The sequence below is a fragment of the Pseudomonas sp. S31 genome (assembly GCF_016648105.1).
Lineage (GTDB): Bacteria > Pseudomonadota > Gammaproteobacteria > Pseudomonadales > Pseudomonadaceae > Aquipseudomonas.
Genome location: NZ_JACVVE010000039.1, coordinates 39286 through 53237, shown reverse-complemented (window position 1 = coordinate 53237; position 13952 = coordinate 39286). Strand labels below are relative to the sequence as shown.

The following is a 13952-nucleotide window of genomic DNA, read 5'->3' as shown; positions in this document are numbered from 1 at the left end:
TTCATTTCGCAAAACCCCTATCTGCGCGAGCAGGTAGGGGTTTTGTCTTTCTCCCCTCCGGCAATGCGGCGCCTTGACGCTGCAGACAAATACCTTTTGTCTGTATCCTCCTATCTACACCGGTTATACGGTGCGACAATATTTCTCGCAAATTAACGTGACTTGTTCGCGCTTATGCTGCGTCAAGACTTAAGTTCGGGGCAATCCTGGCCCCCGAACCGAGCGATGCCAGCGTACCGTGCTGCGCATTTCTGGACTTCCACCGTCCGATCACTTGAGGTTACAAGCAAGATGGCCAAGGCCGCCGATGTCGTTGTGCAATGCCTGGAAAACGAAGGTGTCGAGTATGTGTTCGGCATTCCTGGTGAGGAAAACCTCGACCTGCTGGAATCCCTGCGCAAGTCGAAGATCAAGCTGGTACTGACCCGCCACGAGCAGTCCGCGGGCTTCATGGCCGCCACCTATGGCCGCCTGACCGGCAAGACCGGCGTGAGCCTGTCGACCCTGGGCCCTGGCGCGACCAACCTGGTGACCGCGAGTGCGTACGCCTACCTGGGCGGCATGCCGATGATGATGATCACCGGACAGAAGCCGATCAAGAAGTCCAAGCAGGGCCGTTTCCAGATCATCGACGTGTGCGGCATGATGGACCCCATCACCAAGTACACCCACCAGTTCGCCTCGGCCGACAACATCCCGGCGCGCATGCGTGAAGCGTTCCGCCTGGCTGAAGAAGAAAAGCCGGGTGCGGTGCACCTGGAACTGCCTGAGGACATCGCCGCCGAGCAGACCGACGCCCTGCCGATCCCGCGCAGCCTGCACCGTCGCCCGCTGGCCGAGCACGTGGCCATCGAAGCTGCCGTCGAGAAACTGCAGAAGGCCCGCAGCCCGATCCTGGTGATCGGCGCCGGCGCCAACCGCAAGATGACCGCCAAGGTCCTCAAGCAACTGATCGACAAGACCGGCATCCCGTTCATCACCACCCAGATGGGTAAAGGTGTGGTCGACGAGCGTCACCCGCGCTTCCTGGGTAACGCTGCGCTGTCCTCCGGTGACTTCGTCCACCGCGCCATCGAAGCGGCCGACCTGATCATCAACATCGGCCACGACGTGATCGAGAAGCCACCGTTCTTCATGGTCCGTGGCGGCACCGAAGTCATCCACATCAGCTTCCGCTCCGCCGAAGTCGATGCCGTGTACTTCCCGCAGGTCGAAGTGATCGGCGACATCGCCAACGCCGTGTGGCAGATCAGCGAAGCGCTGACCGACACCGCGCACTGGGATTTCACCCGCCTCATGACCATCCGTGAAGCGAACGAAGCGCAGATCGCTGAAGGTGGCGACGACAACCGCTTCCCGGTCTACCCGCAGCGCCTGGTCGCCGACATCCGTCGTGCACTGCCATCCGAAGGCATCGTTGCCCTGGACAACGGCATCTACAAGATCTGGTTCGCTCGCAACTACAAGGCGCACAAGCCGAACACCGTGCTGCTCGACAACGCCCTGGCGACCATGGGTGCTGGCCTGCCATCGGCCATGGCGTCGCACCTGGTGTACCCGGACCGTCCGGTGATCTCGGTGTGCGGCGACGGCGGCTTCATGATGAACAGCCAGGAGCTGGAAACCGCAGTTCGTCTGGGCATGCACATCACCGTGGTGATCCTGCGTGACGACGGCTACGGCATGATCCGCTGGAAGCAGGCCAACATGGGCTTCACCGATTTCGGCCTGGACTACGGCAACCCGGACTTCGTCAAGTACGCCGAAGCCTACGGTGCCAATGGTCACCGCGTCGAAAGCGCCGAAGCCTTCCTGCCGCTGCTCGAGCACTGCATCAAGACCCCAGGCGTGCACGTGATCGACTGCCCGGTCGACTACAGCGAGAACGACCGCATCCTCAACAGCGAGCTGCGTGAGCGCGCGCTGGCGGTGTAAGGCCTGATCGCCGGCAAGCCGGCTCCTGCAGGAGCCAGCTTGCCGGCGATGCTTTTGTGCTAGGGTGCAGGCAAATCTGCTTCCCTGGACACCCGCACATGCTTCCCGCCCTCAGCGACAAAGAACTCACCCGCCTCGAAGACCTGCTGATCACCTACGGCAACGACTACTCGGTGCTCAACCTGGCCGAACTCAACGGTTTCTTCACCGCCCTGGCCAGCTCGCCGACTCTGGTGATGCCCGAGCAGTGGCTGCCCGCCGTGGCGGGTGGCAAGGTCCCCAAGTTCAAGAAACCCGCCCACGAAGAGGCCTACACGGCACTCATGCTGCGCTATGCCGATCAGGTTGGCGAAGCCCTGGCCGACGATCTCGAGCACTTCGAGCCGTTGTTCGAGCAGAGCGAGGCCGAGGAGGGACCGGCGGTGATCATGGAGGAGTGGTGCTTCGGCTACATGCGCGGCACCCAGGTGGCCGGATGGGACGAACTGCCGCCCGAGCAGGATCAATGGCTGAAGGCGATTTCCCTGCATGGCCTGGAGGACAACTACGAACTGCTCGACGCCATGAGCTTCGTTGAGCTGCAGGCCTGCGTGCCGCAAGTGATCGAGGCGGCGCGCGGCTTGTATCGCTACCAGAAACAGCGCCACTGATGCGCTGTATGCCTCGGCGGTAATTATTTCGCCGGGCGAAATTATGGATTGCTTCTGGCACTGATTCTACTGTCAGCAGATTCGGCGCAGCATGGCTCCTGACCCGCACCACCCTGGTGCCAGCCTGGAGCCACGACCGTGATCAAACTCTACAACTTCCCGAAGTCCGGCCACGCCCACCGCATCGAGCTGATGCTTTCGCTGCTCGACCTGCCTGCTGAGCTGGTGTTCGTCGACCTGGCCAAGGGCGAGCACAAACAGCCGCAGTTCCTAGCCATGAACCCGTTCGGCCAGGTCCCGGTCCTGGATGACGATGGCACGATCATCGCTGACTCCAACGCCATTCTCGTCTACCTCGCCAGCACCTACGACGCACATGGCCACTGGCTGCCCCGCGACCCGCTCGGCGCCGCCCGGGTGCAGCGCTGGTTGTCGGTCGCCGCCGGGCCTCTGGCCTTCGGCCCAGCTGCGGCGCGCCTGGTCACGGTGTTCGGGGCTTCGTTCAATAGCGATGAAGTGATCGCCCGCGCCCATGCCTTGCTCAAGGTCATGGAGCAGGAGCTGGGTAAATCAGCGTTCCTGGTTGGCGACGAGCCGACCATTGCCGATGTCGCCAACTACTCGTACATCGCCCATGCCCCCGAGGGCAATGTGTCGTTGGATGCGTATTCCAACGTGCGGGCTTGGCTGGAGCGGATCGAAGGGTTGCCGGGCTTCGTCGGTATGCCACGGACTGCCGTGGGTCTGGAGACCCGTAGCTGAGCCATTCTCCCCAGCGAGGTACACGGCCATGCAGCAGATTCCCAGCTCTTCCCGCTCCCCTTGGCATGCCGGCGAGAAACGCCTGCAGGAACGCGTCGGTGTGTCGGAGCGCATGGAGGCGTTCGGGCAGAAAGTCATCCGCGACTACATGCCCGAGCAACACCGGGCCTTCTTCCAGCAATTGCCGTTCATGGTTGCCGGCACCGTAGATGCAGGTGGCAATCCTTGGGCGACCTTGCTCGAAGGGCCTGAGGGCTTCGTCGAGTCCCCCGATCCTCGGCAACTGCTGATCCACGTCCTGCCACCCGACGACGACCCGGCCACCCCCGGGCTGGCGGCGGGCGAGGCCATCGGCCTGTTGGGTATCGAACTGCACACGCGCCGGCGCAACCGGCTCAATGGCGTGCTGCGCGCTTCGGCCGATGGCCTGCTGCAAGTGCAGGTACAACAATCGTTCGGCAACTGTCCCCAGTACATCCAGCTGCGTGATTACGTTCGCGTCGCGGCGCCGGCAGGGCAGCGCCAGGACTCCAGCGCGCTGGATGGCGCTGCGGGGGCCATGATCGAGAGCGCTGACACCTTTTTCGTCGCCAGTTATTTCACCGATGCCAGCGGCCAGCGCGCGGTCGATGTTTCCCACCGTGGCGGGCGCCCAGGCTTTGTTCGTGTCGAAGGCAATCGCCTGACCATTCCCGACTACGCCGGCAACCTGCATTTCAACACCCTTGGCAACTTGCTGGAGAATCCGCGGGCGGGGCTGTTGTTCGTGGATTTTCGCAGCGGCGACGTGTTGCAGGTCAGCGGGCGCACGCAGGTGATCCTCGACAGCCCGCTGATCCAGGCGTTCGAGGGGGCCGAGCGGCTCTGGACGGTGGATGTCGAGCAGGTGGTACGTCGCCCGGCGGCAACATCCCTGCGCTGGCGCTTCGACGAATATGCGCCCACCAGCCTGCTCACCGGCACCTGGGCCGAGGCCGAGCAACGTCTGGAGCAGCAGCGCCGCGAGCGGCAATGGCTCACCTGGCAAGTGGTGCGCATCGTACAGGAAAGCCAGGACATTCGTTCGTTTCACCTGCAAGCAGACGGCCCCGTGGCCTTCGTCGCTGGCCAGCACATTCCGGTGCGTATCACGCTGCCGGGCCAGGCTCCGCTGATTCGCACCTACAGCCTGTCGTGCGCCCCGGCGGACGGCCAACTGCGTATCAGCGTCAAGGCGCAAGGGCCTGCTTCGCGGTACCTGCACGCGCACATCGGCGTCGGTGACACGCTTGAGGTGCGCCTGCCCATGGGTAATTTCACCCTCGACAGCCTCAGCCCACGGCCTTTGGTGCTGATGGGGGCCGGCGTCGGCATCACACCGCTGATCGCCATGCTGCGCGAGCAACTGGCGAGTGGGGCTGGGCGACGTGTCTACCTGTTCCAAGGTGCCCGTAGCCTGGCCGACCTGCCGTTCCGGAAGGAACTCGCAACCTTGCGCCAGCGTGCCGGTGGGCTGTTCAGCCTGCACCGCTCGCTGAGCCAGCCAGAGGCCGACGCCGTGCCGGGGCAGGACTACGAGCACGCTGGCCGGCTCGGGATCGAACAGGTCAAGGCGGCCCTGGCGTTGGACGACTATGACTTCTACCTGTGCGGGCCCGGTGCTTTCACCCAGGAGCTCTATGCAGGTTTGCGCGTCGCAGGGGTAGCCGATGGGCGCATCCACGCTGAAACATTCGGCCCGTCGACGTTGCGACGCCAAGGCGATGGCGATCGACCAGCAGTCGACCAACCTCCTGCCGCCAGCGAGGCCGTGCCGGTGTATTTCGCCCGCTCGGCAAAGGAGACACGCTGGGCGCCTCAGAGCGGCACGTTGCTCGAACTGGCCGAGGCTCGCGGGCTTTCTCCCGAGTTCAGCTGCCGCGGAGGCTCGTGTGGTACCTGCCGGACGAAGGTGGTCAGTGGCCAAGTGCATTACCCCAACCCGCCAGCCGAATTGCCGCCGGGTGGCCAAGCGCTGATCTGCTGCGCGGTCCCCGCTGCAAGCGAGCAGCCGCTGGTGCTGGATATCTGAGACCCGCTCAGCGCGGCGTGGATGAGCGATAATCCTTGTCCCTTTGATGCCCGGGAGGCGGCATGGACCAGATCCACCTGATGCGGGTGTTCGTGGCGGTCGGCGAACTCGAAAGCTTCGCCGCTGCGGCCCGCCGCCTGGGTATTTCACCAGCGGCGGTGACCCGCGCGGTCGGCGCCCTGGAAGAAAGCCTCGGGGTCAAGCTGCTGCTGCGCACCACGCGCAGCGTACGCCTGACCGAGGCCGGCAGCCGCTACCTGGAGGACAGCCGCAACATCCTCGCCAGCATCGTCGAAGCCAATGAGGCGGCCGCCGGGATGAATGCCGCGCCACGGGGCAACCTGGCGGTCACCGCGCCGGTGCTGTTCGGCAAGTACTTCGTCATGCCCTGCATCGTGCGCTACCTGCAGGCCTACCCGGAGGTGGACGTCTCGGCGTTCTTCCTCGATCGGGTGGTCAACCTGGTGGAGGAGGGCATGGACGTCGCGGTGCGTATCGGCCCGCTGCCCGATTCCGGCCTCAAGGCCCGCCAGGTCGGCCAGGTGCGTCGGCTGCTGTGCGCCTCGCCCGACTACCTGGCCCGCCAGGGCACGCCACGCCACCCCAGCGAGCTGGCGCAGCATGCGCTGATCGCCGCCAACGGCGTGGGCGCGGGCCAGGAATGGAAGTTCCGCGAGGCCCAGGCGCCGCTGAGTATCCGCGTCAAGCCACGGCTGAACGTCACCAGCAACGATGCGGCGATCGCTGCTGCCAATGCGGGCCTGGGCATCGTCCACCTGCTGTCGTACCAAGTGGCCGACGATCTTATCGCCGGGCGCTTGCGCACGGTGCTCGAGGATTTCGAAGAAACCCCCTGGCCGATCCATGTGCTGCACCGCGAGAGCAAGTACGGTTCGGCCAAGGTGCGGGCGTTCATCGACCTGCTGGTGAGCATGCTGGGCGAGCACCGCTATCTCAACTGATAGACCGCGGCGTCTGGTTCGCGGGTAAACCCGCTCCTACAGGCCCCAAAGATTCCCCGATCCCTGTAGGAGCGGCTTTAGCCGCGAACACGGGCAACGCCCGTGCCATGCATTGCGCAGAGCATCCCATAATATGGGATGTGTGTTTATATATTGGAATTTCCCGCCGCCTGGGTTTATAGTCCGCTCACTCACTGCCAAGAACAGAACAGGTGAAGCGATGCAGGCGCAATTGATCGCGCTCGATTGGGGAACCACCTCCCTTCGTGCTTACAAACTCGCTGCGGGCGGGCAGGTGCTCAATCAGCGTGCACTGTCGTCGGGCATCATGCAGTTGCCCAAAGGCCCTCGCCTGATCCACGGCGAGGCCTGCAGCGATGGCTTCGAACTGGCGTTCCACGACGTCTGTGGGGATTGGCTCGACGCCCAGCCCGAGCTGCCGGTGATCGCCTGCGGCATGGTCGGCAGCGCCCAGGGCTGGCGCGAAGCCGCCTACCGCGAGACCCCAGCCAACGTCGCCAGCCTCGGCAACGCCCTGGAGACCGTGCGCAGCCGCCGTGGCACCGAGGTGCATATCGTCCCCGGCGTGATCCAGCGTTCGACGCTGCCGAATGTCATGCGTGGCGAGGAAACCCAGGTGCTCGGTGTACTGCACAGCCTGCCGGACGAGGCCGCCGGCGATCTGCTGATCGGCCTGCCGGGCAGCCATTCGAAATGGGTGCAGGTGGCCGAGGGCTGCATCGAGCGCTTCGACACCTTCATGACCGGCGAAGTGTTCGCCGTGCTCAGCGAGCACAGCATCCTCGGCCGTACCCAGCAACGCGGCCAGGGCTTCGACGCCGCCGCCTTCGACCGTGGCGTGCAGGTGGCCCTGTCGGTCGATGGCGACAGTGGCCCGCTGTCGACCATCTTCAGTGCCCGCTGCCTGGGCCTGACCGGTGAACTGAACGCGGCGGCCCAGCCCGATTACCTCTCCGGCTTGCTGATCGGCCATGAACTGGCCGCGTTGGCTACCGTGCAGCGGCGTCGGCGCAAGGCCATGGCCCTGCCAGCGGTGCTGCTGATCGGCAATGCCGGCCTCTGCGCCCGCTACCAGCGCGCCCTCCACGCCTGTGGCTTCGCCCAGGTGACGCTGGCCGAACAGGCCACCGAGCGTGGCCTGTGGCAACTGGCCGTGGCGGCCGGGCTGGTACGCCCCGCCGCGATTCCTTCCCCTTCAATGGAGCTCTGACATGCTCAAGCAAGCACTGGCGCAAAACGGCCTGATCGCAATCCTGCGCGGCCTGCACCCCCAGGAAGCGCCCGCCATGGGCGAAGTCCTGTACCGCGCAGGGTTTCGCGTCATCGAGGTGCCGCTGAACTCGCCCGAACCGTTCGAGAGCATCCGCATCCTGCGCGATAGCCTGCCCGCCGATTGCCTGATCGGCGCGGGCACCGTGCTCACGCCTGAGCAGGTCGAGCAGGTCAAGGCCGCAGGCGGGCAGGTGATCGTCATGCCGCACAGCGACCCACGAGTGCTGCGTGCGGCGAAAGCCGCTGGCCTGTTCCTCTGCCCAGGCGTGGCCACGCCCACCGAGGCGTTCGCCGCGCTGGCCGAAGGCGCCGACATCCTCAAGCTGTTCCCCGCCGAGCAGATGGGCCCGGCGGTGGTGAAGGCCTGGCGTGCGGTGTTCCCCGCCGGGACGATCCTGGCCCCGGTCGGTGGCATCAACCCGACCAACATGCAGCAGTTCTTCGACGCTGGCGCCAGGGGCTTCGGGCTCGGCTCCGGCCTGTACAAGCCGGGCATGAGCCCAGCGCAAGTGGCGGCCAATGCCGAGGCCTATGTCGCTGCCTGGGCCGCCCTCGGCCAAGACGTTTGACGGCGCCCTGGGCGCTGCATCCCACAAGAGAGACAACAAGATGAAAATCACCAAGCTGACCACCTTCATCGTGCCGCCGCGCTGGTGCTTCCTCAAGGTCGAGACCGATCAGGGCGTGACCGGCTGGGGCGAGCCAGTGGTGGAAGGGCGTGCTCATACGGTGGCCGCCGCCGTCGAGGAACTTTCCGACTACCTGATCGGCAAGGACCCACGCAACATCGAAGACATCTGGACAGTGCTCTATCGCGGCGGCTTCTACCGCGGCGGGGCGGTGCACATGAGTGCCCTGGCCGGCATCGACCAGGCCTTGTGGGACATCAAGGGCAAGGCCCTGGGCGTGTCGGTCAGCGACCTGCTCGGTGGTCAGGTGCGCGACAAGATCCGCGTGTATTCCTGGATCGGCGGCGACCGCCCGGCAGACACCGCCCGAGCGGCGAAGGAAGCGGTAGCGCGTGGCTTCACCGCGGTGAAGATGAACGGCACCGAGGAACTGCAGTTCCTCGATACCTTCGACAAGGTCGACCAGGCCCTGGCCAACGTCGCAGCCGTGCGCGATGCCGTCGGCCCCAACGTCGGCATCGGCGTCGACTTCCATGGGCGGGTGCACAAACCCATGGCCAAGGTGCTGATGAAGGAACTCGACCCGTACAAGCTGATGTTCATCGAAGAGCCGGTACTCAGCGAAAACTACGAAGCGCTCAAGGAGCTGGCGCCACTGACCAGCACGCCGATCGCCCTCGGCGAGCGACTGTTCTCGCGCTGGGACTTCAAGCGTGTGCTCAGCGAAGGCTATGTCGACATCATCCAGCCCGATGCCTCGCACGCCGGTGGCATCACCGAGACGCGCAAGATCGCCAACATGGCCGAAGCCTACGACGTCGCCTTGGCCCTGCACTGCCCGCTGGGCCCGATCGCCCTGGCTGCCTGCCTGCAGCTCGACGCCGCCTGCTACAACGCGTTCATCCAGGAGCAGAGCCTGGGCATCCACTACAACGAGAGCAACGACCTGCTCGATTACGTGAAGGATGCAGGCGTGTTCGACTACGACCAGGGCTTCGTCAAGATCCCCAATGGCCCGGGCCTGGGCATCGAGATCAACGAGGAATACGTCATCGAGCGCGCGGCGGTCGGCCACCGCTGGCGCAACCCGATCTGGCGCCACGCCGACGGCAGCTTCGCCGAGTGGTAACGCGCCACTGATCCCTCCACGGCCCAGCGGCATGCACGCACCCTGGGCCGGCAGCGACCTCAATAAACATAAGAAGAGGCACTACCCATGCATCCGAATACCCTGACCGGGCAGGCTGCGTTGGCGACACCCAGCCGCAAGCGGTTCTTCATCATGGTGCTGTTGTTCATCACCGTGGTGATCAACTACCTCGACCGCAGCAACCTGTCCATTGCCGCACCTGCCTTGACCAGTGACCTGGGCATCGACCCGATTCACGTCGGTCTGATTTTCTCCGCCTTCGGCTGGACTTACGCCGCCATGCAGATCCCCGGTGGTTGGCTGGTCGACCGGGTGCCGCCGCGCATCCTCTACACTGCCGCGTTGGCGCTGTGGTCGATCGCCACGGTACTGCTCGGCTTCGCCGCCAGCTTCATCGCCCTGTTCGCCCTGCGCATGGCCGTCGGTGCCCTGGAGGCCCCGGCCTACCCGATCAACAGCCGTGTGGTCACCACCTGGTTCCCCGAGCGCGAACGCGCCACGGCCATCGGTTTCTACACCTCCGGGCAGTTCGTCGGCCTGGCTTTCCTCACCCCGGTGCTGGCCTGGCTGCAACACCAGTACGGCTGGCACATGGTGTTCGTCGCCACTGGCGCGGTAGGCATTCTCTGGGCGCTGGTCTGGTACGCGGTGTATCGCGAACCGCGCGACTTCAAGGGTGTCAACGATGGCGAGATCGAACTGATCCGCGAAGGCGGCGGCCTGGTCGATATCCAGGCTGAGCAGGCCAAAGTCAAGGCCAGGTTCAGTTGGAGCGACCTCGGCGTGGTGCTGAGCAAGCGCAAGTTGTGGGGTATCTACCTCGGGCAGTTCTGCCTCAACTCGACACTGTGGTTCTTCCTCACCTGGTTCCCGACCTACCTGGTGAAATACCGTGGCATGGACTTCATCAAGTCCGGCCTGCTGGCCTCGCTGCCGTTTCTCGCAGCGTTCGTCGGTGTGCTGTGCTCGGGGTTCTTCTCCGACTGGCTGATCCGTCGCGGCGCCAGCGTGGGCTTTGCCCGCAAGTTGCCGATCATCGGCGGGCTGCTGATCTCGACGGCGATCATCGGCGCCAACTTCGTCGACTCCACCGCCTGGGTGATCGCCTTCCTGGCGTTGGCGTTCTTCGGCAACGGCCTGGCCTCGATCACCTGGTCGCTGGTCTCGACCCTGGCACCGGCGCGCCTGCTCGGGTTGACCGGTGGAGTGTTCAATTTCATCGGCAACCTGTCGGCGATCGTCACGCCAATCGTCATCGGCTTCCTCGCCAGCGGTGACTCGTTCGCCCCGGCCATCACCTACATCTCGCTGGTGGCGCTGGCCGGGGCACTGTCGTACATCCTGCTGGTGGGCAAGGTCGAGCGCATCGAGTTGTAGTCGCCCCACGCGGGCGAACATAATGGCGCCTGCTCACTCGTTCAACGGTTTAAGGCTGCCCATGCAGGAAGATGCTTCGAAACCCGCTGCCGCGCCGACCGGCACCCAGACCCTGCTACGCGGCCTGGCCGTGGTGCAGGCGGTGGCCGCTGGCGCCCGCGACCTGAAGGAGATCGCCCAGGCGATCGGCACCACCCGCAGCACCACCCATCGCCTGGTCAGTTGCCTGGTCGACGAGCGCTACCTGCGGGTGCTGCCGCAGGTGGGCTACCTGCTCGGGCCGAAGCTGATCGAACTGGGCTTCCAGGCCCGCGAGGAACTGCCCTTGGTGACCCTCGCCGGGCCGTACCTCGACGAGTTGTCGGCGCTGACCGGCGACACCATCCACCTGGCCATCCGCGAAGGCGACGAGGTGCTCTACCTGCACAAGACCCCGGGACGCAACGGCCCGGAGATGCGTTCGCGGGTCGGCCATCGCATGCCGCTGGCGCGCACCGGCATCGGCAAGGCGCTGATGCTCGACGACAGCCCGGCCCAGTGGCAGCGCCTGTACGAGACCAGCCTGCCAGTAGGCGGCAAGAGCACATTCTGGCCACACCACAGCGAACAGAGCTGGGCGCAGTTCGAGCAGCGCATGGTCGAGTACGTGGCGGGCGGCTATGCCTTCGACCTGGAAGACAACGAACCATCGATCCGCTGCGTGGCGGCGCCGATCCGCGACGCCAGCGGGGGCATTGTCGCCGGCATCAGCGTGGCCAGCACGGTGCCGTACATGCCCGAGCAGAAGATGCGCGAGCTGGTGCCGGTGATCAAGGCGGTGACGGGGCGGTTGTCGGCGGAGTTGGGGTTCAAGTCTTTAGGGTGAACCGTGGATCCTGTGGTGTGGGTATGGGGCCGCTTTGCGGCCCATCGCGGCGCAGCAGCCCCCAGATGTATGAGCAGCCTGATGGCGGTAGTCAATGACCGTGGCCGCCAGCCAGCACTGCCTTCAGTTCGGTGATCAGCGCAGCGAGCTCGGCGTAGCTGAATGTGGCGAAGTGTATGTCTCGAGATGCGTTTTTTAGATCCTGGAAGGGCAGGTTTTCCAGACTCCCCAATGGTTGGTTCTCGAACCAGAAGCGGGCCTGGGCGGTCATCGATACCGGGTTGTTCACGCGGTATTCGATTGCCAGGGTTCGTTTGTTGCCTATCACCATTGCGTGAGCCTGCGCCGAGTCAGGCGTACTGAACAAAGAACAGACCAGCCTCGTCGCCTTGTTTTTTACGACGCGCCTGCTTGTCCAGAAACACGAAACCAACGCCATCCAGGAAAATGCCCTCGTGTTCCGGGGCCCATCGACTGATATCGTAGTCGGTCAGTTGCAGGAGCAACACGTAGCGGCTTGAAAGATAGATCGGATCTTGCATCCAACTCGCTCGCCCCAGCTGCTTGCTGATGCCCAGACCGGCATCTTCGTCGGCATATTCTTCTTCGAATTCCTCGTCGGTCATCGGCTCGAAGTCGATGTAACGACGCTCCAGCAGGAGCGTTCCGGTCGGGGCCGGCAGTTCCTGTTCGGTCAACCGGTGGAGAATGACTCGTGCAAAGCCATTATGAATATTGGGTAGTTCTGCTTCATCATGGACGGTGTAGCGCCCGATGACCGACTGGTTGAAATAGCCGTCGCGTTTGCGGGCAGTGATGAAAACCGTGGCTGCCATCCCCGCCGGGAAGACCGCGGCCGGTAGGAAATCTTCCGTAATCGTACACAGCGGGGTCATCGGCTCCTGCGTATCCGGTGCCAGAGGCCACAAACTGGGATCGTCCATGCGAACGCTACCCCCCACCTGACCGAAGCCTTTGTCGAACTCGGTGAACACCAATTTCATTGAGCTCACGTCGCCCCCTTTGTCCTTTGCGTACGATCTGGCTAATTGCTAGGCACTTTGGCGTGCCGTCATGTGAACTGGATGAAAAAATACCCGGCCTCGTCACCTTCCTTCCCGCGCACAGCCTGCCTGTCGAGGAACACATAACCAATACCCTCGGCCAGCAGTCCTTCGTGTTGCGGGCTGGCTTCGGCCACGTCGCCATCTGCCAATTGCATCAGGAATGTGTAACGCGTTGGTGGATAGATCGCGTCTTGCAGCCAGCCTGGTCGGCCGCTTGGTTTGCTCAGATCGATACCTCTGTCCTCGTCGGCGTGCTCGTCCTCCAGTTCTTCGTCGGTCATTTCCTCGAAGTCGATGAACGCACTTTGCAACAGCAGTGGATGATCGCTGGGGAGCAGCGGTTTCTCGGCCAGCTCGTGAAGAATCACACGGGCGTAGCCGTTCTTCATGACCTCCTGAAGCTCCGAGGGTTGATTGACTGTATAGCGGCGCTGCAGATTGTGGCTGAAGTCGCCGTCTCGTTGTTGCCGTGCCGCGATGAATACCGTGATAGCCATGCCTGGAGGTAGCAATCTTGCGGGGCGGAAGCGCTCGGTGAGGGTCAGCAACGGCGTCATCAGTTCACCGTTTTCCGGGCTGACGGGCCACAGTGACAAGTTCTTGAGGAAAGCGCCTCCGCCGATCTGGCCAAAGCCCTGGTCCTGTTGTGAGAGCACGATTTTCTGCATGCCTAGTAACATCCTTTGCTTTCATTGGCCGCCAGCCAGTACTGCCTTGAGTTCGGCGATCAGTGCAGCGAGCTCGGCGTAGCTGAATGTGGCGAAGTGTATGTCTCGAGATGCGTTTTTTAGATCCTGGAAGGGCAGGTTTTCCTCCTCGCCCTTGATCCGCCACATGATCTGGCCGACTGTGTCGTCCATCCGATATGCAAACACCGAATAGCAATCGAACAATGTCCCACAGGTAAGCAAGTAGGGGCTAGCGTCCTCGCTGAAGTCATCGTCTTCCTCCCAGGACTCCAGATCCTGCTCCAGGGCGCTGAACATCTGCTGAACGTCCTTGTTCTGGTAGCGCGCTGTCAGAAGAGGTTTATGCTCTAGGTCGAGTAAGCAGCCCAACACGTATCCATCCAGATAGACCAGGTCTTCCAGACTCCCCAGTGGTTGGTTCTCGAACCAGAAGCGGGCGTGGGCGGTCATCGATACCGGGTTGCTCACGCGGTATTCGATTGCCAAGGTTCGTTTGTTGCCTATAAGCACTGCGATAAGACTG

General features: G+C 63.7%; 14 protein-coding genes. 10 read left to right on the top strand and 4 right to left on the bottom strand.

What is annotated here, in order from left to right; all coding sequences use genetic code 11:
• Positions 1 to 291: 291 nt before the first annotated feature.
• The 10 genes from IAE37_RS23195 to IAE37_RS23150 all read left to right on the top strand — a co-directional run bounded on the left by IAE37_RS23195 (position 292) and on the right by IAE37_RS23150 (position 11673).
• Positions 292 to 1935: an acetolactate synthase large subunit gene (locus IAE37_RS23195; RefSeq protein ID WP_201177305.1), complete on the top strand. Its 1644-nt coding sequence runs from the start codon at positions 292 to 294 to the stop codon at positions 1933 to 1935.
• A 98-nt stretch (positions 1936 to 2033) separates the two neighbouring features.
• The gene (locus IAE37_RS23190) at positions 2034 to 2585 is read left to right on the top strand and encodes a UPF0149 family protein (protein ID WP_201177304.1); all 552 of its coding nucleotides are present in this window, start codon (positions 2034 to 2036) and stop codon (positions 2583 to 2585) included.
• A gap of 138 nt (positions 2586 to 2723) precedes the next feature.
• Positions 2724 to 3347: a glutathione S-transferase family protein gene (locus tag IAE37_RS23185; protein ID WP_201177303.1), complete on the top strand. Its 624-nt coding sequence runs from the start codon at positions 2724 to 2726 to the stop codon at positions 3345 to 3347.
• A gap of 28 nt (positions 3348 to 3375) precedes the next feature.
• Positions 3376 to 5397 (top strand): pyridoxamine 5'-phosphate oxidase family protein, encoded by a 2022-nt coding sequence (locus IAE37_RS23180; RefSeq protein WP_201177302.1) that lies wholly within the window; start codon positions 3376 to 3378, stop codon positions 5395 to 5397.
• A 62-nt stretch (positions 5398 to 5459) separates the two neighbouring features.
• Positions 5460 to 6359 (top strand): LysR family transcriptional regulator, encoded by a 900-nt coding sequence (locus tag IAE37_RS23175; RefSeq protein ID WP_201177301.1) that lies wholly within the window; start codon positions 5460 to 5462, stop codon positions 6357 to 6359.
• 220 nt (positions 6360 to 6579) lie between these two features.
• Entirely contained in the window at positions 6580 to 7590 is a 1011-nt protein-coding gene (locus IAE37_RS23170) for a 2-dehydro-3-deoxygalactonokinase (RefSeq protein WP_201177300.1), read from the top strand.
• Between the two features lies 1 nt (position 7591).
• The gene (locus IAE37_RS23165; protein WP_201177299.1) at positions 7592 to 8221 is read left to right on the top strand and encodes a 2-dehydro-3-deoxy-6-phosphogalactonate aldolase; all 630 of its coding nucleotides are present in this window, start codon (positions 7592 to 7594) and stop codon (positions 8219 to 8221) included.
• Between the two features lie 40 nt (positions 8222 to 8261).
• Positions 8262 to 9410 (top strand): galactonate dehydratase, encoded by a 1149-nt coding sequence (gene dgoD, locus IAE37_RS23160; RefSeq protein ID WP_201177297.1) that lies wholly within the window; start codon positions 8262 to 8264, stop codon positions 9408 to 9410.
• Between the two features lie 87 nt (positions 9411 to 9497).
• The gene (locus IAE37_RS23155) at positions 9498 to 10808 is read left to right on the top strand and encodes an MFS transporter (RefSeq protein WP_201177295.1); all 1311 of its coding nucleotides are present in this window, start codon (positions 9498 to 9500) and stop codon (positions 10806 to 10808) included.
• A 61-nt stretch (positions 10809 to 10869) separates the two neighbouring features.
• On the top strand, positions 10870 to 11673 hold the full coding sequence (locus IAE37_RS23150) for an IclR family transcriptional regulator (protein ID WP_201177293.1): 804 nt from the start codon (positions 10870 to 10872) through the stop codon (positions 11671 to 11673).
• A 91-nt stretch (positions 11674 to 11764) separates the two neighbouring features.
• Here the strand turns inward: IAE37_RS23150 and IAE37_RS23145 are convergent, their stop codons facing one another.
• From IAE37_RS23145 to IAE37_RS23130, 4 genes are all read right to left on the bottom strand, one after another.
• The gene (locus IAE37_RS23145) at positions 11765 to 11962 is read right to left on the bottom strand and encodes a hypothetical protein (RefSeq protein ID WP_201177291.1); all 198 of its coding nucleotides are present in this window, start codon (positions 11960 to 11962) and stop codon (positions 11765 to 11767) included.
• A 61-nt stretch (positions 11963 to 12023) separates the two neighbouring features.
• A complete protein-coding gene (locus IAE37_RS23140) occupies positions 12024 to 12677 on the bottom strand; it encodes a hypothetical protein (RefSeq protein ID WP_201177289.1) in 654 nt (217 codons plus the stop codon).
• Positions 12678 to 12745: 68 nt separating this feature from the next.
• Positions 12746 to 13408, bottom strand: a complete 663-nt coding sequence (locus tag IAE37_RS23135) for a hypothetical protein (protein ID WP_201177287.1) — start codon at positions 13406 to 13408, stop codon at positions 12746 to 12748.
• A gap of 21 nt (positions 13409 to 13429) precedes the next feature.
• Positions 13430 to 13897, bottom strand: coding sequence for a hypothetical protein (locus IAE37_RS23130; RefSeq protein WP_201177285.1), 468 nt, complete (start codon positions 13895 to 13897; stop codon positions 13430 to 13432).
• Positions 13898 to 13952 lie beyond the last annotated feature (55 nt).